We start from the raw sequence: 17560 nt of genomic DNA, 5'->3' as shown, positions 1-17560 counted from the left end.
GAGGACGGGGCGAGAGCCCGGAGGGAGGAGGGGCGGCCGGGGTGTGCGCCGTCGCGTCTCGCCAGCCGGGAACCTGGCAGCACCGAGGTCATGCGGCCGGACCGAAGTCGTCGCGGCGCAGGCTCTTGGCCAGCGCGCGCTCAGTGATCGCCGCGGTCTCCTGGGCGGACGCGGCGCCGAGCCGGTCGGCGTTCGGCTCCCGGTACCAGGGCTTGAGGTCGAGGAGCGCGGGGCGGATGCCAGTGGCCAGCAGCAGCGCGGAGCCCTTGCGTAGGGCGCGGATCGCGTCGGCCGGCAGCACGCGCTCCTGGCGCATGGAGACCGATGTGGACTTGCCCGACTCGCTGGTGGAGACCGAGACCGTACGGACGTCGTGGTCGCCCACCAGACGGCTGAGCTTGTCCGCGAAGTCGGCGTCGTCGATGCCCGAGCCGACGAGCTTGATTGTCGCGGCGGACCACAGGGCATCCATCCCGGCCTCCCCCCAGACCCGGACCCCCTGGCGGTAGGACTGCAGGATCGTGATCGGGATGACGCCCCGGGAGCCGAGGTGCGAGTACAGGTCCGGCAGGTCGGCGATCTTGCACACGTTGGCGGCCTCGTCGAGGATCGCGAGCAGTGGGGCGTCGAGTCGCCCGCCGTCACGCTCGGCCTGGATGACTGCGGCGCGCATCACCGCGTCGGCAGCGGCGGCGATGATCGCCGAGGCGGAGCCGCCGCCGTCCTTGGACAGCAGGAACAGCGTGTCCTTGCTGGTGGCAAACGCCCCCGGCTTGAACTCGCGGACCTTGCCGAGGCCGCTGGGCGGCGTGACCCAGGCGGCGATGGCCGGGTCGAGCAGGCAGCTTGCGTACTGCCGCGCGGTCTCGAAGATGCCGTCGCGGGTCTCGACGGCGCCGGCCACGGTGCCCTGGAGCTGGGCGGCGACGCCGTCGAGTCCGGCGTCCTGGAGCAGGTCGATGGGGGTGCGGTCGGCCGGTGAGGCGAGCCAGGCCAGGACGTCGGTGATCGGCCGCCGGTCGCGGGCAGCGGCGAGGAACAGCGCGGTGAGCGTGTTCGCGGCGGCGGTGGACCAGAAGTCGCCCGCGTTCGACTCGTCCACGGAGGCGGTCACGAAGTGCCCGGCCAGACGACGGGCCCCGGCGAGATCGTGGGCGTCGGCGAGGATGTCCCACCACATCGTCTGGGGCGCGTGGGCGATCTGCTGCGGATCGAGCGTCCAGACTGTGCCGACGTCGGCGCGGGCAGCGAGCGTGGCGGTGTAGGCGTCGCGGGCAGCCTTGTTGGAGGTCAGCAGCACCGGTCCGGGCGCGCGCAGGATCGCCGGGATCGCCAGACCGGAGGTCTTACCGGACCGGGGCGCCATGATCGCCAGGATCACATCCTCCCACGAGGAGCGGACCTCGCGCGCGCCGGGCGCGAGCGTGCCGAGCAGAACACCGCGGTCGTCGGGTACGACGTCCTTGGGCTTGGTGCCCTTGAGACTCGGGCGGAGATCGATGGCCTTGACCGCGATCTTCTTGGGCATCAGGTCGGCGAGATCGCGTTGGTCGGCCAGTCCCTTGGGGTTGCCGCGTAGCCGCAGCCACACCTTCGCGCCGAGCAGCGCGGCGGCCAGGAGTACGAGTGCGGGCAGGACATAGCAGGCGCCGACGAGGACGGCCTGCGAAAGGTGCGGCCAGACCTCGTGGGGCTGGAGCAGCGCGTCGGTGGGTTCGTACGGGGCCCAGGGGCCGGACCTGGTGAGGGTGTTGGCGGTGTTGCCGAACAACCAGGCCAGCGTCCCGGCCCCCATGCCGAGGCCGGCGACGGACAGCATCAGGTACAGCAGGAAGTCGGTGCCGGTGGTGGTCGAGGGTGTGCTGGTGCGTGCAGGAGACAAGGCGCGGTCCCGTTACGTGGTGCGAGAGGGGCGATGGGCTGGGGCCGGCGGGTTCTTCTGGTGATCACGAGGGGCTCCTAGCGGCTGTGGTGGGCGGAGGTGGAGGGAACGGCGGGCGATGCCGGGGCTGTGGTGTCCGGGCGTGCCGGTGGCGCGACCGGGCCGGCGGTCGGCGAGGATGACGTGGCCGCGCCGCTGATCCGGCGTCGCCGGACCTCTTCGCGTACGGCGGTGACGGCTTCCTCGGAGATCAGGTCCTGGGCGACGTTCGCGTCGAAGCCCTGTGCGCGCAGGAGGCACGCGGCGCGCGTGGCGCTCCGCTTCTGTTCCTCCTCGGACAGTCCCTCGGGGAGCTGGTGCCAGACGTAGTGCGGCGGGACGGTCTGCTTCACGAAGCCGCACGTGGCAAGCACCTCGTGGGCGCTCGGGTCGCCGCAATCGGCGATCACCTCGCTGCTGTACGGCTTGCGGTAGATCTCGGCGTCGGTTCCGTACTCTTCGTGCAGGAAGGACATGCAACGGCCTTTCTGATGAGGGGGATTGGTCAGCGTGTTCGGTTCGGCCTGGCCGCGGGCGGTGGAGCGGCAGCAGGCGCCTCAGGCGTGAGGGCGGCCGTTCCGGTGCGCTGGGCGGCCGGGGCGGTCGCGTAGTAGCTGGCGACCCGCGCCTGCCAGCTCGGTTTCGTCGACGGATCGAGCGCCCGCAGCTGGTCGGCGGTGTCGTGCAGGTCCTCTCCGAGAGAGGTGAGCGTCGCCGCCGCTTCTGCGAAGTCGTACGACAGGTCCCAGCTGGCGTCGGTCCCGGATGCCTTGGCCTGCTCGGCGGCGGCTTCGAAGAACTCGCTGAGCCGGACGAGGACCCCGTCGTTGGGGTCGAGGACGTGGTCGGTCAGGCTGGCCGCAGTCGCGTACGTCTCGGCGCCGTTGAGTTCGTCGGTCAGCCGCAGGATCTGGTGGCCGTGGACACGTGTGCCCCGGGGATCGGAGGGCGTGGTGAGGGGGCCGACGTACAGATCGGGGCCGAGGTCGACGCGGTAACCGACGGCGGTGAGCATGCGGGCCGCGTGGCTGGCCATCTGGTTCTCACGGGCTTCGCCCATGTCCCAGGGCAATCGGTACCAGAAGGACCGCGGCGTCGTCTCGATGACGAAGCCCGCGCGCTTGAGGAGAGTGAAGGCGAGTTCGTCTCCGCCTTCGGCGATGACATTGCCGGTCGGATGGCGCGTGATGACGACGTCGGGCGGGGTGGGCATCGCAGGGCGTCCGTTCAGAAGTAGGGGTTCTCGGTCGGCCGGTCGCTCGCGGAGGCGGCGTCCAGCAGCTCGGGCAGGTCCGCAGGGTCGGCGTCGCGCTGGTCAAGCCACCAGCCGGCGCGGGTCAGCAGCCGTACGGCGTCCTCGATGGCCTCCCACTCCGCCTCGCTCGTGGTTCCTTCGACGACGAGCGCGGTGTACGCGGAGGAGACCAGCTGGTGGCGACAGCGGGTGGCCCATGCGACCGCGCGGTCGGTGCCGTCCAGCGGAGGCATGCGGTACTGCTCGGACCACGCCTCGGCCTCGGCCTGCTCGGTCGCCCGCTGCTTCGCGAGCCACTCGGCCGTGGCCTCGGTGGCCTCCGCGCGGGAGGCTCGCCAGCAGTCGGGGCAGTCCCGGCCGGCGAGCCAGCGGGCGTATCCGGCACGGCGGTCGGCCGGACGGTCGGACAGATCGGCGTCGACCGTGTGACCGCAAGCGTGGTCGACGGCCCAGAACTTCTTCACGGCCATGAGCCGGACTCCTTGAACGTCGAGAAAGGGAGGATCAGCGCGTACGACTCGGGGCGGGCGGCGCGGCCTGGAGCCGCGGCCCTCGCTCGTCCAGCGGCTTCGGGGCGATGGCGGGGCGGTTGGGGGACGACGCCATGGCGGCGCGCGCTCGTGCGGTGTGCGTGACCCGGAGCCATTCCTGCCGCTCGGGCAGCGGTACCTCGGCCAGGGGTGGAGCGTTCTCGGGGGTCACGTCGGGCATGACGGCCAGTTCGAGCTGGGCGCCGACGAGCTGATCACCGAGGAAGGCAACATGATGGGCGATGCTGCGCAGATGAAGGCCCAGCTCGTGACCATTGGGGGTGTCGAGCCGCTCGCACCAGGCGGCGGCCGTGTCGATGAACTCCTCCAGGTCGAGCACGACGCCGTGGTGCTCGTCGAGGATCTCGCCCAGGACCTCGGAGACATCCGCCGCGCGCCGCAGCTCGTGCAGTTCGCCGGTCAGCGCGGTCAGGGACTGGCCGGGCCGTGTCGCCCGCGCAGGCACTCCGTCCGGAGTCGGGACCGGCGGTGGAATCATGATCCTCGGGTCGGCTGCGACGGAGAGACCGGCGTCCTGGAATTCGAGGGTCGCCCTGGCCACGGTCCGTACCGCCGTGTTGTGGGGCGTGTTGTCCGCCAGCAGGTAGACGTCGAGGTACTCGCTGTAGCGGAAGTGGTGCTTGCGCAGGACCTCGTCGAGGAACGGTCGGACATCCGCGACGGCGGCGGCCACCCCGTAGTCGGGGTGCATCCCGAAGGCGACATCCGGTTCGAGTTGCAGAGTCATCGCGTGGGCTCCTTGGTGGGTGCGGTCTAACGGCTGCGGACCGGCTGCGGGGCGGAGGGGACGGGGCGGTACTCGACTACGGCGGCGCGCCGCGCCGGCGGCGCACCCGCGCGGGCCGGGGAGATGGCGGTGGCGGCCTGGGAGCGACGCTGCTGGGCCGAGGGCGTCACCGTTGAGGCGGATGGTTTCTCCAGTCGCTCCAGGAGGCCCCGGCCCGTGCCGAGCCGGGTATGGGGCTGGAGGTCGTACGCGACATCGGCTTTGACCCTGTACTGCGCGGCCCGCAGAGACTGGACTGCCTGCGCTCCGCGCCGTACTGGGTCACGCTGCGGATCGGTCAGCCCGTACAGAGTGCTGCCGGGCAGCCGCTCGAAGCCGACGAGCCGCAGGATGTGCTCGGCGACGTGGTTGTCGTGGGACGTCGCCGCCACGACGCCGTACTGGTCGTGATGGCCGACGGTGATGTGCGGACGTGTTTCCGCCACGAAGATGCACCTCGCAGAGGTCGGGGCCGTGCGGAGGACGAGGATGCGGCCGGAAGGCGGATTTGGTGCGGCCGTGGATTCGCGCTAGTCAGCGTGAGCGCGGCGGCCTGTTGGAGTTGAAGAAGCGGATAGCCGGCGGACCGGCGTTGTTCTCGATCGCCGCGGTGATCTGGCGAGCGGCGTGTGGTGACCAGGCACGGGCGGCATCGGCCCGTGCCGACCGGACCCGCTGCCCACGAAGCGGTCGGGTCGGTGGCGCGGGTGGCGCCTCGTCGGCGCGCGCGATGTCGACGAGGACGCGGGCGTTGTCCATCCAGGTCAGGGAGTAGTGCCATCCCTCGGCGTTGCGCATGGCGACGGCGTCCGCGAACACCGCCTTCGAGCGGTGATGGTCGGGCAGGAGCGCCTCGACGACCATCTGAAACTCGGCCTGCACCCGGGCGCCGCCGTCCAGGGCCTCGCGCAAGGCACGGAGCCGGTACGCCCAGCGCCCGGCCACACGCTCTGCGGGGTCAAGGAGAGGAAGCGTTTCCTCGGCGTGCGCGACCAGAGCCGGACCGTGCTCGAGGAAGGGAGCGAACTGCGCCCACATCTCCGCGTCCCGGACCTGCTGGCGCAGGCCGTACCGCTCGTCGAGCGGCCAGTGATCGGCGTCGCACAGGCTGTCCGAGACCGCGTCCCATTCGGCCAGAACGCGCTGGCCGGCGGCCACCGTCGTGGCGACTTGGCTGAGCTGGGTCTCGCGGACAGCCTCCTGATACCGAGGCAGCAGGCGGGTTGTCACCCGGGAGGCTGCTCGCACCGGGTCGTTGCTTACGACGATGCCGTTGGGTGTCTTGGTGGTCGCTTCGGACTCGGTGCCTAGTGGCTCGAACGCGGCGACCAGGAACTCGTGCTCGCGCAGGGGACGGTCCGAGATCAGGAGCTCGATGCCTGAGCCACTGGTGAGCACCGCGCTTCGACGCGTGGTGAATTCGGAGAGGGCCCAGCTCACGTGCCCGTAATCCCAGACCCGCTCGCTGAGCGGGATCGGGCCCTCGTCCGCCTCGCCCCCGTGGACAGCGACAGTCCAGGAGCCGGGGAGCCGGGCCGACAGCCCCTCGGCGAACTCCGCGAGATCGGCCCGCCCGTCCGGCTGGCGCGGTGCCGGGGACAGCTGACGCACGGGCTCCGAACCACGGGGTGGCGCCGGGTTCTTGGACATGCCCTCGTCGAGCAAGGCGTCGTCGATGGCGACGTAGTGGCTGGCCACAGCGCTGTAGAGCTGCTGAAGTGTCGCCCGAACCTCGTCCGGACCGCAGTCTCCGAGGACGTAGGCGAAGTCGGGGTGCCCGGTGGAGAAGCCGGCATCGAGCAACAGCTGGTGCGCGGAGCCGAAGTCGTCGCGGATGGTGGAGGCGGTGAGTCCGAGCTGTGGGTGCCTTCCCAGCGTGATCCAGGCCAGCTCAGCCATGGTTGCTCTCGCCCTCGTCGTGCGCGGCAGGGCGTCGGTCGGCTCCCCGCCGTATCGCGTCCACGGGAGCGGGCGGGCTTGCGACCATGGAGGGGCGGCCGTGTGCGGTGTGGGCGCGAGCGGCGTCGGCGTAGAGCTGGACGAGGCGGCGCAGGCCGCGACGGATGGTGCGCTTGAGGTGCATGGCGGGGCGACTTCCTGTGCGGAGGGCGTGATGTAACGACTGGCGAGGGGGAGCCGGGGCGGCGTGGGCCGGTTCCCCCGAGGCGTGTACGGGAGCGGACGGCTCAGGTATGCATCCGGGCATCCGTGTCGAACAGCTCGCGCTCGTGCGGGTGGAGCAGATGTTGAGTAATGAACGACCGGCCCGCGACTTTCCACAGGCCGCGCCCCTTGGTGAGGGCGGAGACGGCCTGGGTCTCGACGCCGGTGAGGCCCAGCAGGGCGGCGGCGGAGCCGAGTTGGTCGGCTTCCTGGCGATAGATGATGCGGGTGGAGCAGTCGGTGAGCAGGCCCTCGGCGAGGGCGCGGCCCCGGGAGCCGGCGTCGCCCGCGGTGAGCAGGTCGCTGAGGCGGTGGATGACCATCATGTTGGCGATGCCGAGCCCTCGGCTGAGCTTCCACTGGCTCTGCATGCGTTCCAGCAGGGCGACGTGCCGCATCACGCGCCATGCCTCGTCGTAGATCACCCAGCGCCGTCCCCCGGTGGGGTCGGCGAGCGCGGATTCCATCCAGGCGGAGGCGCAGGTCATCGCCAGGACGAGCGCGGTGTCGTCGCCAGCGCCGCCGAGCCGGGAAAGGTCGATGGAGAGCATCGGCGCGGCCGGGTCGAACGCGACGGTGCTCGGCGCGTCGAACATGCCGGCCAGGTCGCCGTGCACGAGGCGCCGCAGCGCGTGGGCCAGGTCCTCGGCCGCGCGTCCGAGGCGTCCGGACAGGTCACCGAGTGCTGCGTCGAGCCGCTCGGGCGAGCCGAGTACGTACGCGATGTCGCCGAGCAGCGGGGTGGTCCCGGCTGCTTCGGCGCGTACGACTGCCTGGTCGAGTGCCACGTCCAGGGCGGTGTGCTCCATCGGGTGCAAGTCGCGCCGCAGAACGGTCTTCGCGAGGGAGCCGAGGAGAAGCAGGCGTCGCTTGCGGACCTCGCCGGTCCAGTCGTCCTGGCTGACGCCGTACGGCCGGGCGGGGGCGTCCAGTGGATTCAGTCGGCCGGGAAGGCCCGGGCCGAGTGCGATGGCCTGCCCGCCCAGCGCCTGGGCGACCACGGTCCATTCGCCCTTGGGGTCGCAGGGCACGTAGATGCGGTAGCCGAAGGCCACGGCGCGTACGGCGAGGGACTTGGCCAGGGCGGACTTGCCCATGCCGATGACCCCGGCGAGCAGGATGTTCGGATTGGTGAAGCCGTCGAGCCGTCCGTAGAGCGCGAACGGGTCGTAGGTGAAGGCGGCCTCCGCGTGCACGTCACGGCCCACGTAGATGCCCTGGGCGCCGAGGCCGCCCTCGGCGAGGAAGGGGTAGGCACCGGAGGCGGTGGCTGTGGTCATCCGGTGGGCGGGGAGCTTGAGACGGCCGCCGCGGGCGGAGGTGGGACCGGGGCGGCCAGCGGCCGGGTAGGTGGCGCGCAGCTCGGGATCGATACCGGTCGTGGTACGGCGGGCTTCGGGCCGGGCGGCGTGGCGGGCCTTGTCGCGGGCGGCGGCGAACTGGTCGCGTGCGGCGCGGGCCGTGCGGCGGTCGGTCTTGCGAGGGACGAACAGCTGGCTGGCGCTGGCGCGGGTGGTTCGGGTGGGCATGGCGGTGGTGCTCCGGTGGTCAGTGGCGGGTGAGGCCGGTGAAGGGGTCGCGCAGGTCGGCCGGGGTGTGGTCACGGCGGACGCGGGCGGCGGTGGCGAGGTGGCGCTGGCACACGGTGAGGTCGGGGGCGCCCTCGGGAAGGCGGGCCCGGCACGCCTCCCGCGTGGGGAGGCGGCCGGTGAGTCGCTGCGGGGCCGCGTGATACGCGGCGTGGAGGTGCTCGGCTGCCTGCCACAGCCGGATGCGGCAGGCCCTCAGGTGGTCGCCCTCGACGCTGGCGACCGGGGCGGTCCGCGCGGTGTGCGCATCCAGCAGCCCGTACAGGGCGACCAGGTGGGCGTGCAGGGAGTCCAGTTCGGTGCGGCTGGCGGCGACTGGGGCGACGGGCATGTTGATGGCCCGGTGGAAGTCGAGCGCAGCGGTGGCGAACGGGACGAAGTCCGGAGCCAGTTCGGGCAGGGGCTCGGTCGGCATGGGGGTGCCCTTCGGTAGAGCGCGGTCGGTGGTGCTGAGCCGCGCTACAGGCGGGCGAGCGGCAGAGCGGCGTTGGTGAAGGCTTCGGCCTGCTGCCAGGTCAGCAGACGCAGGTCGACGAGGGCGGCGACGGCCGCGGTCTCGACGGCGGCGCAGGCGGCGTTTAGTTCCTCGCTCGTGTCCGCGCTCACGGTGAGCAGGCCGGTGAGTGCGACATCGGCGTGCCCGGCGATGAGCTGGCGCTCGCGCTGCTTGATGTCGGCGTACTCGACCGAGTCCTCCTCGGAGTCGACCTGGCCCTTGCGGGCCCGCTCGGCGGCGTCGGCGATCACGGTGGCCTTCTTGCGCTGTACGTCCTTCAGGGCGGCCTCCAGTCCCTTGGGCTCGTAGGTCAGCGAGAGGGTGCGGCGCACGCCGGCGGTGAACAGGAGCTGGTGCAGGAAGCCGGGGCTGGTCTCGATGCGCGGCCAGTTCTCGATCCAGAACGTGGCGTGATAGGCCGAGTCAGTCTGGATACGGTCGGCCTTCTCGACCAGGACCACCGGCCCGGCGGCAGCGGGGGCGGCCTGCGGACGGCCCGAGTCGGACCACCGGTCGAGCGCGGCCGACGCCTTGGGGTCGTACGCGGTGCGGATCACGGCGGCGATCTCGCGCGCGGGCAGCCAGCCCGCGGGCATGAGCCCGGAGGTCCGGGCGGCCTGGTCGAAGGTGGAGGCGAGCTGGGACAGGACCGCGAAGGCTCCGGTGAGCCCGCCGCCGGCCTGGTTGATCAGGCGGCGGGCCGCCTTGAGATCGAGGGCGAGGGAGACGTACGCCTCGTGGGGCGCGGCGGCGGGGCCGGCAGCGGCCAGCAGGTCGCCGTAGATCGGACCGGCAAGCGGGGTCTGGGCGTTGCCGTGCTCGTGCCAGTAGCGGTTCAGCGCGTCGCCGGAGTCGGGGACGGTGCGCTCCAGGACCTGGACGCGGGCGATGTGCCCGGTGCGCGCGAGCGCGGCCAGGGTGCGGCCCCAGCCGGAGACGTTGCCGGTCTGGGTGGCGGGGTCGAGCAGGGCGAAGGCGCGGGAGGAGACCTTCACCACGGCGGTGAGGGTGGCCTGGTGCGGATCGTGCACCGCGCCGAGGCGACCGTCCGGCGAGGAGACCACCCGCAGGGACGCGGCCGTGCCCGGCAGGTGGAGCAGGCCCTCTCGCTGCGGTCGGGTGGACGGCCGGGCGAGCCAGACCAGCTGCCCCCGGAAGCGCCGGAGCGCGTATCGGATCGCGATCGGCGCCCAGTCGGCGAGCGCCCGTCCGCGGTGGCGGATGAAGACTGCCGCGAGGACGACGGCCCACAGCGGTACGAGCTGGAGTGTTCCGGTCACACCGGAGGTGAGCAGCACCCCGAGCAGGAGCAGACCGCAGGTCGCGACGACGATCAGCTGAGGGGCCGAGAGACCGAGCAGCACGCCCCGCCGCGAGCGGTGAGGGAACTTGACGGTGGGCGGACCGTCGGGGTGAGAAGCGTCAGAGAGCATGGCGAAGCCGTCCTTGGAACATGGGGAGAAAGAAGACGAGGAAGACGGGGTGGGCCGGGCGGGCCTCGGCCCACCCCGTCAGCTCCGGGCTACGAGCCCGAGCGGTCCGCTGGCCCGGGATAGATCCACCGCTGCGGGGTGGCGCCACCCTCCGGCGGAGGACCGCTGCGCCGTGGTGCCGGCGGGTCCAGGTGCGTGACCTGTGGGGCCGAGACCGAGGCGCCCTGTGGCGTAGGCCCGGAGAGCGCCGGCGCCGAGTCGGACGCTTCGCTGCCACCGGGGCGCTGGATGAGAGGGACTCCGCGGTCGCCGTCCGTGGGGGGACGGCGGATCAGTGCCCGGCCCTTGTCGCCGGTCGCGTTCGGATCCTCACCGAAGCGGAAGTGGGTCTGCTTCGGCTTGGCCTCACCACCGGATCCGCCCGTCGGATCGATCCCGGAGGCGACGCCGCCGGAGCCCTGACCAGGCACCTTCGTCGGCCCCTGCGGAGCCCGCATCCCCGTGCCCGCCTGGACCGCGAGCTGCCCCGCGGTCTTCGCCGCACCCGCGGCGACGGCCATCCCCGCGACACCGGTGCGGTGCAGATCGTCATGGCCGCCGCCGTCGGCCGCCCAGTGCACGAACTTGTACGTGGCGTAGGGGCAGAGCAGCACCAGGACCATCACGACGATGCCCGCGATCGCGTCCGACAGGGCGCTCAGCCCGTCGCTCGCGTCGGTCTTGCCCATGGCGGAGACACCCAGCAGAAACACGATCGTCATCAGGAGCTTGGAGACGATCAGGGTGCTGGTCGCCTCGATCCAGCCGCGCCGCCAGCGCCGCGCGACCTCCCAGCCGCCGCCGGCCCCGGCGAACACGGCCAGGGTGACCAGGACCAGGATGCCGACCTTACGGGCGACCATCACCGCCCAGTAGAGGAAGGCGCCCACCGCGCAGCCGAGCGCGACGATCGCGGGGACACCCCAGCCCAGGCCGTACATCGCCCCCAACTCGTTGACCTTGATGATGCGGCGTACCGCGTCGTCCACGGAGCTGTTGGCCGCCTTGAACAGGCCGACGCTGAGCGCGTCGACCACGGTGATCGCGACGGTGGTGCAGGCGATGGCGGCGAACGCGAACAGGACTCCGGCCACGGTTCCGTACACCGCCTGCGCGAGGGCACGTTCGTCCCGGCGCCAGGCGGCGCGGGTGAGCTGGAGGCAGAACGTGCCGACGGTGAGGATGAGGCCGATGGGCAGGATCAGCTCGTAGTTGCTCCTGAACCACTCGGCGTTGAGATCGATGGCCGTGGTCCGGTCGACGGCCTTCGACGCCAGATCCGCCGCGGCCTGGGCCATCTCGCCCATCGACTTGGCGATCCAGGCGCCGATGCCGTCGGTGACGGCTTCGCCGGTCGCGCCGACGACACCGCCGACGGTGTCGCAAACCGTACTCATCAGAGGAAGGTCGCAAGCTCCCATGAGGGTGCCTCCTTTCGCAGGTTGAGGGCGATCACGGCGCGACGTTCGGCAGGACGCCGACGAGGGCGCAGTCGCGGTCCGGTCGGCACTGGACGGCGAGGGTCGTCGAGCGGGACTCGGCTCCGGCACCGGAGCCCTTCCAGGCGATGGACTGCTTGCCGGTGACCGTGACGGCGTAGACGTACGCCTCCGTGATCGCACCGGGGTCCTGGGCCAGGGCGGTCTTGAACGCCTGCGGGAAGTGGCCCTCGCCGACCGTGGCGCCGGCGTGCTGCCCGTTATCGCGCATCCGCGACCACAGCACCGGACTGGGCACCTGGTCCAAGACGGACTTCCAGTCGGCGTACTTCTTCTCGTCGGTCATCCACCGCTTGAGGCCGGCCATGTGCTCGGCCTGCGAGAAGGACCGGGTGTCGTACGTCCACAGGACCTTGGTGGCGGCCTTGGCGAACTCGATCGGATCCGTCGTCCTGGGCGGCGCGACCACCGCCACCCCGGCGTGCGCGGTGGCGGCAGGGGAGGGCGACGCCGAAGAGGACGCCGGCGCGGGGGTGGCCTTCGGCGCGGCCGGGCTCTCCGCACGGGTGACGTACGCGACCAGACCGGCGACGGCCAGCAGGACAGCGAGGACGATGCCGCCGATCGAGGCGCGGCGCAGAACCGAGGACGGGGCTCCGTGCCTCCGCTCCCTGGAGGAAGGGAATCGATTCTTCGGCATCAGTGAACCTGCGTCCCCATCGCCGAGAAGAAGGCGACGACGCCGTTGGCCGCGCCGAGCAGGAGGGCGCAGCCGGCGGCGACGACCGTGCCCTTCTTGCCGTTGGCCTCGGCCTGGTGGCCTCCGCTGTGGTGGCCCCAGGCCCAGACGATGGCGGAGATGGCGAGGGCGCCGACCGTGGCGATGATGCCGAAGAGGTTGATGCTGCCCATGACCTTCTTGAGGACGTCGAGGCCGGGCAGTCCGCCCTCGCTCGGTGTGACGCCAGGGTTGTACGCGAGCATCTGGGCGTGCTGAATGAGCTTCATTGGAACTCCAGTACGAATATGGGTGCGCGAAGGCCCGGAAGGGGAGGAGTGGAGGGGGAGAGGGGGCCGGTCAGACGATCCGGCGGGCGGCGAGCACGTCCGGCCGCCAGTCGGCGAGGGTCGAGATCTTGACCACGTCACCAGTGCGCGGCGCATGCAGGATCAGGCCGTCACCGATGAACATCCCTACGTGTTCCGGGACTTGGGCCGTGCCGCGGGTGAAGAGGAGATCGCCCGGCTTGAGGGCATCGACGCTGACCGCCTTGCCCTCCTTGACCTGCGTGTACGTGGTCCGGGAGATCGAGATACCTCCGGCCTTGTACGACATCTGCATTAGGGACGAGCAGTCACAGCGGCCCATCGGGTCCTGGCCGCGCGGATCGGTGCACGTGCCACCCCACTGATACGGAGTGCCGAGCTGACCCAGACCCCAGCGGATGGCGGTGCGGATCGACGTGGGCGCATCAGCCGGGACCTTGTAGTCCTTGGGGACGGAGCCGGCAGGGATCGGATCGAACTTGGCACCGTCCTCGCCGGTGCCGCACGCGCCGGGCGTCGCATCCGTCTGGTCGGTGTTGTCGCCCCAGTCGGAACTCGACCCTGCGGACAGCGACGTGGCGATGGCCTTCTGCAGAGCCGTGGCCAGCGGCTCCCACTTCGCGTACGCGTCGGGGAAGCCGCTCTTCTGGACTGCCTGCGCCGCCTGCGTGACGGTCATGGACTGCCAGCCCGGGACCTTCAGCAGCGCCTCGTAGAACCTCGTCGCGGCGTGCACCGGATCGCGGACCTGCTGGGCGGTCCCCCAACCCTGGCTGGGGCGCTGCTGGAAGAGACCGAGCGAATCCCGGTCGCCGTAGTCGAGATTCCGCAGCCCCGACTCCTGCAAGGCTGTGGCCAGAGCCACGACCTGGCCCCGGGTCGGCACCTTCATGGCGACGCCGGTGGCCTGGATCGTCTTGGCGTTCGGGATCTGCTCCGCGGGATCGTCCAGCCCCGGGATGGACACTGTGGCCTTGCCGCCGCCCTTGAGGATCGACTCCACCTGCTTGGTGACCGCCGTAGAATCCACAGCCTGTGTATTGCCGTTCGCGCAGGCGGCCTGGGCGCTGGACGCGCCGGCCAGAGCCATCGCGAGCGGGGCGACCAGCAGCAGCGGGCCGAGAGCCACGGCCCCGACTATCGCCGCGCCCGCCTTCACGGCCGAGGGCCGTCCGCCGAACCGAGGGCGTAGGAGCCGGGCTCTGGGGAAGGGCGCGCCTGGGCATGCTGCATCAGCAGCTCCTTACTCGTAGGCAGCGCGGCACCAGCGTTCTCGTCGAAAAGGTCACCGGCACCGCACCGGTCGGAAATTTGCAACCCTTGAGATCAGGGAATGGAGGCCCAGGGGTCGGGAGCGGCTAACTCCCGACCCTTGGGCGCCTCTCTACTGGAGGGCGGCAGCCAGCCGCGCTCTTAATCTCACGCGCCACATAGAGAAAACACCTCGCCTAAATATCAGACCGCTTCGCGGATGCTGCCCGTGCCGCCATCTGGACGAGGCAACACGCATCAACACAGCTCAACAGGGCAGGAGGGCGACCCCGGTCCGTCGAACACGGCGAGACTGTAGAGACGAATTCCGGCCGCACCAAACGACGCCTCGTCTGGCAGTCGAGGCCCGTGATGTGGCGGCAGAGCGCCATTAGGTGTGGCCGGGAATGGTGGTTACTCTCCAGCACATCGCTCTCCGCAGGCGGCTGCTTCTGTGGCTTCCGGGAGCGAATCAAGCCGACGTGCGCGGTGTTCCGGGAACGCGGAATCCCGCACGACCGTCCCCGCGGAAAGAGAGAACCGCACCATGCCGTACACCCTGCACCGAGGCGACGCGCTGACCGCCCTCGCCGGCATCCCCGACAACAGCGTCGATGCCGTGATCACGGACCCGCCCTACAACAGCGGTGGCCGAACCAGCGGCGAACGAACCGGCCGCAGTGCCCGCGCGAAGTACACCTCGGGCGACGCCGAGCACGACCTCGCCAACTTCCCCGGGGAGAACCGCGACCAGCGCTCGTACGACTTCTGGCTCACCCTCCTGCTCACCGAGTCCTACCGGGCCACCGCCGAGTCGGGCGCCGCGCTCGTCTTCACCGACTGGAGGCAACTGCCCACCACCACCGACGCGCTCCAGGCCGCCGGCTGGACCTGGCGCGGCATCGCCTCGTGGCACAAGCCGGTCTCCCGACCGCAGAAGGGCCGGCTCAAGCAGTCCTGCGAATACATTGTCTGGGGCACCAAGGGCCCGGTCGACCCCGACCGGAACCCCGTCTACCTGCCCGGCCTCTACACCGCGAGCCAGCCCCGGAAGGACCGCGTGCACATCACGCAGAAGCCCGTGGAGGTGATGCAGGAGCTGGTGAGGATCTGCCCGCCGGGCGGAACGGTCCTCGACCCCTTCACCGGCTCCGGAACGACCGGCGTCGCCGCCCTGCGCGAGGGCCGCAAGTTCATCGGCGTCGAGCTCTCCGAGCACTACGCGGACATCGCCGAGCAGCGGCTGCGAGGCGCGCTGACCCAGGACGACTTCGAACTCGCCGGGCCCGAGGAGTGAGAGTGAGAAGCCGAGACAGCGGGCTCAGAACACACAGAAGGGCGGTTGTTCCACCACTCAGGTGGAACAACCGCCCTTCCCACGTGCCGGAGGAGTCACCCAGCGTCGATGCTCCGCTGGATGAGATCGCTGGCTCGCGCGAGGTCCTCGCGCGAGCCAATCCGAACCTCGACGCCGCCGCGGATTCCAAGGACTCCAACACCGCGCATGTCCCGGGAGAATCCGTCGTACAACTCCACCGTGTCCGGGTCGAGCTTCAGGTTGACGACGAGCAGCCGCTTGCGCGGCTGCAGGCGCACCGTGGCGACGTTGTTGATCCGCCGGTAGGCGATGTAGTGGAGCTGGGGCTCCTTGAGTACGTCCCGGTGTGCCAGCAGCAGCTCGTCGAGGTCCGCGTACAGCTCCTTGAGCTCCTCGGGCGCCTCGTCCAGGTACTGCTGGACCGACTTCGGCGCCGCCGACACGACGCGGACCGATCCCGACGTCCCACTCCGCGGAGAGCTGCGCGTTCCGCTGGCCGAAGCGATGAGCTGCAGCGTGAGGACGTCCTCGAAGACCCGGTACGTCAACAGGTCGATCCGGTGGTCGATCATCTCCACCGCCACCGTGTCATGGCGCGTGAAGGCCCCGGCGACGCAGACGATCCGAGGAGCGCTCCAGTCGATCTCGCCGGCCTGGTCTCCGAGCCTCCTTCGGACCAGGCTCTCGAACTCGTGATGGTGGTCGTGGAGCCACCACAGGTACGAGAGCCCCTGGTTGATGACGTTCTGGTCCCGGTTGCGCTTGTACTCGACGATGACAGGCGTGCCGTTCTCGTCCAGTCCGAGGGAGTCGATACGGCCCCCGTGACGGCCGGTGCGGTACTCGGTAGCCAGGAACCGAATGCCGAGCATCGCCTCCATGTTGGCCTCGATCAGCCGCTGCAGCTCAACCTCCACTCCCACGGACGCCCTCGGCACCTCCGTCGCCCGCCCGCCTCTCACCCTGAAGACCTTCAGGTTGCTCATGAGCCTCCCCGCCCCACCTTGATCGCTGGGAAGGAACAATCGAGGTCGGCGGGCGTTTATTCCGGCAAGGGGCGATGCTCAAGTACGCTTCGGTCGAGATCGCGAGAGGCACGAGCGGAAGCCCGCGCCGCTGATAGCCTCTGGTTGTTGACTTGTGGTTCTTCGTGTGTTGTGCGTCACGTGTGTGCGCTCGGACACGGAACGGGGGCGAGGGTGTTCGAGCCGCTGCGGGACAAGGACCCCCGAGAGATCGCGGGTTTCCGGTTGACCGGGCGTCTCGGCCAGGGCGCGATGGGCGTCGTCTACCTCGGTTACCGCAGCCCTCGTCCTGTGGCGATCAAGGTCGTGAAACCCGCGCTGGCGGACCAGCCGTACTTCCGCCAGCGCTTCGCCCAGGAGCTGGAGGCCATCCGGCGAGTCGGCGGGTTTCATACGGCCGCGCTCGTGGACGCCGATCCCGACGCCGAGCAGCCGTGGATCGCGACCGAGTACATCCATGCACCCTCGCTGGCGAGGCTGCTCGACCAGCATGGGCCGGTCAGTGAACTCGGAGGCTGGTGGCTGGCCGCGAGCCTGTCCGAGGCGCTGATCCACATCCACTCCGTCCACCTTCTTCACCGCGATCTGAAACCCAGCAACGTACTGGTGACGACCCATGGCACGCGCGTGATCGACTTCGGTGTCTCCCACGTAGGCGGGGCGACCGGGCTCACGTCCGGAGACTCTCCCGTCGGAACGCTCGCGTACATGGCCCCGGAGCAGGCGAAGGACTCCCGTAAGGCGAGTGAGCCGGCCGACGTGTACAGCTTGGGCGCGACGATCGTGCATGCCGCGACAGGGCATCCGCCGTTTTACGCTGATATGCCAGTGCAGCGGATGCTTGATACGGATCCTGACCTCTCCGGCCTGCCGGAGAGCCTGCGAGACGTGGTTGTCAGTGCACTGTCCTACGCTCCGGAGGACCGGCCCACGGCCCAGACGGTGCTTGAGGCAGCCATGGACCGGTTGCTGGAGCATGCCGTGACGGTGAGCGGTCCAATGCATCCGCCGCTGCCTGACACGTTCCTCATGGACGTGTTGCAGGTGGAGGGGACTCCTCCCGTGCCGCCGCCAGCGGCGGTGCAGGCTCCAGGGAATCCCGGGGTGGTTGCGGAGGAACCGGATGTTCCGGCCTTGCCCGCCGAACCGGCCGCCGCGGGTGCGTCCAGCGGCGGGGGCGAGCCGTGGGCCGACCGCTGGCGTGGGAAGATCCGCGACCGCCGTTCCGACTTCGGCGGCTGAGACCGTCGGCCGCGCAACAGCGCAT

General features: G+C 70.6%; 18 protein-coding genes. 2 read left to right on the top strand and 16 right to left on the bottom strand.

Annotated elements, in window-relative coordinates:
- Window positions 1-88: 88 nt before the first annotated feature.
- From QRN89_RS09785 to QRN89_RS09715, 15 genes are all read right to left on the bottom strand, one after another.
- Entirely contained in the window at window positions 89-1882 is a 1794-nt protein-coding gene (locus tag QRN89_RS09785) for a type IV secretory system conjugative DNA transfer family protein (RefSeq protein ID WP_290348965.1), read from the bottom strand.
- 77 nt (window positions 1883-1959) lie between these two features.
- Entirely contained in the window at window positions 1960-2397 is a 438-nt protein-coding gene (locus QRN89_RS09780) for a hypothetical protein (protein WP_290348964.1), read from the bottom strand.
- 29 nt (window positions 2398-2426) lie between these two features.
- Complete coding sequence (locus tag QRN89_RS09775; protein ID WP_290348963.1) at window positions 2427-3134, bottom strand: hypothetical protein; 708 nt, start codon at window positions 3132-3134, stop codon at window positions 2427-2429.
- Window positions 3135-3148: 14 nt separating this feature from the next.
- The gene (locus tag QRN89_RS09770; RefSeq protein ID WP_290348962.1) at window positions 3149-3646 is read right to left on the bottom strand and encodes a hypothetical protein; all 498 of its coding nucleotides are present in this window, start codon (window positions 3644-3646) and stop codon (window positions 3149-3151) included.
- Window positions 3647-3680: 34 nt separating this feature from the next.
- The gene (locus QRN89_RS09765) at window positions 3681-4454 is read right to left on the bottom strand and encodes a hypothetical protein (RefSeq protein ID WP_290348961.1); all 774 of its coding nucleotides are present in this window, start codon (window positions 4452-4454) and stop codon (window positions 3681-3683) included.
- Window positions 4455-4480: 26 nt separating this feature from the next.
- The gene (locus QRN89_RS09760) at window positions 4481-4939 is read right to left on the bottom strand and encodes a hypothetical protein (protein ID WP_290348960.1); all 459 of its coding nucleotides are present in this window, start codon (window positions 4937-4939) and stop codon (window positions 4481-4483) included.
- An 88-nt stretch (window positions 4940-5027) separates the two neighbouring features.
- Entirely contained in the window at window positions 5028-6392 is a 1365-nt protein-coding gene (locus QRN89_RS09755; RefSeq protein ID WP_290348959.1) for a hypothetical protein, read from the bottom strand.
- Window positions 6385-6576 carry a hypothetical protein gene (locus QRN89_RS09750; protein WP_290348958.1) on the bottom strand — a complete coding sequence of 64 codons (192 nt, stop codon included), beginning with the start codon at window positions 6574-6576 and terminating at the stop codon, window positions 6385-6387. The genes QRN89_RS09755 and QRN89_RS09750 overlap by 8 nt, the downstream gene beginning before the upstream one ends.
- 103 nt (window positions 6577-6679) lie before the next feature.
- Window positions 6680-8185: a putative type IV secretion/conjugal transfer ATPase gene (locus QRN89_RS09745; RefSeq protein WP_290348957.1), complete on the bottom strand. Its 1506-nt coding sequence runs from the start codon at window positions 8183-8185 to the stop codon at window positions 6680-6682.
- Between the two features lie 19 nt (window positions 8186-8204).
- The gene (locus QRN89_RS09740) at window positions 8205-8660 is read right to left on the bottom strand and encodes a DUF6238 family protein (protein ID WP_290348956.1); all 456 of its coding nucleotides are present in this window, start codon (window positions 8658-8660) and stop codon (window positions 8205-8207) included.
- A 44-nt stretch (window positions 8661-8704) separates the two neighbouring features.
- On the bottom strand, window positions 8705-10174 hold the full coding sequence (locus QRN89_RS09735; RefSeq protein WP_290348955.1) for an SCO6880 family protein: 1470 nt from the start codon (window positions 10172-10174) through the stop codon (window positions 8705-8707).
- Between the two features lie 89 nt (window positions 10175-10263).
- Window positions 10264-11634: an SCO6881 family protein gene (locus QRN89_RS09730; RefSeq protein WP_290348954.1), complete on the bottom strand. Its 1371-nt coding sequence runs from the start codon at window positions 11632-11634 to the stop codon at window positions 10264-10266.
- Between the two features lie 31 nt (window positions 11635-11665).
- Window positions 11666-12352, bottom strand: a complete 687-nt coding sequence (locus QRN89_RS09725) for a hypothetical protein (protein WP_290348953.1) — start codon at window positions 12350-12352, stop codon at window positions 11666-11668.
- The gene (locus tag QRN89_RS09720; protein ID WP_039649441.1) at window positions 12352-12660 is read right to left on the bottom strand and encodes a DUF6112 family protein; all 309 of its coding nucleotides are present in this window, start codon (window positions 12658-12660) and stop codon (window positions 12352-12354) included. Before QRN89_RS09720 ends, QRN89_RS09725 begins: the two co-directional genes overlap by 1 nt.
- 70 nt (window positions 12661-12730) lie before the next feature.
- Window positions 12731-13858 (bottom strand): C40 family peptidase, encoded by a 1128-nt coding sequence (locus QRN89_RS09715; RefSeq protein ID WP_290348952.1) that lies wholly within the window; start codon window positions 13856-13858, stop codon window positions 12731-12733.
- A gap of 639 nt (window positions 13859-14497) precedes the next feature.
- Here QRN89_RS09715 and QRN89_RS09710 point away from each other — a divergent pair.
- Window positions 14498-15247 (top strand): DNA-methyltransferase, encoded by a 750-nt coding sequence (locus QRN89_RS09710; RefSeq protein ID WP_290348951.1) that lies wholly within the window; start codon window positions 14498-14500, stop codon window positions 15245-15247.
- A 95-nt stretch (window positions 15248-15342) separates the two neighbouring features.
- On the opposite strand, the gene QRN89_RS09705 is transcribed toward QRN89_RS09710, so the two are convergent.
- The gene (locus tag QRN89_RS09705; protein ID WP_290348950.1) at window positions 15343-16254 is read right to left on the bottom strand and encodes a DUF5655 domain-containing protein; all 912 of its coding nucleotides are present in this window, start codon (window positions 16252-16254) and stop codon (window positions 15343-15345) included.
- A 213-nt stretch (window positions 16255-16467) separates the two neighbouring features.
- Between QRN89_RS09705 and QRN89_RS09700 the strand changes: the two genes are divergently transcribed.
- A complete protein-coding gene (locus QRN89_RS09700; protein ID WP_290348949.1) occupies window positions 16468-17535 on the top strand; it encodes a serine/threonine-protein kinase in 1068 nt (355 codons plus the stop codon).
- Window positions 17536-17560 lie beyond the last annotated feature (25 nt).

This window comes from Streptomyces sp. HUAS CB01 (genome assembly GCF_030406905.1).
GTDB lineage: Bacteria > Actinomycetota > Actinomycetes > Streptomycetales > Streptomycetaceae > Streptomyces > Streptomyces chengbuensis.
The sequence above is the reverse complement of the archived record's forward strand: the minus strand, read 5'-3'. Positions and strand labels throughout refer to the sequence as shown.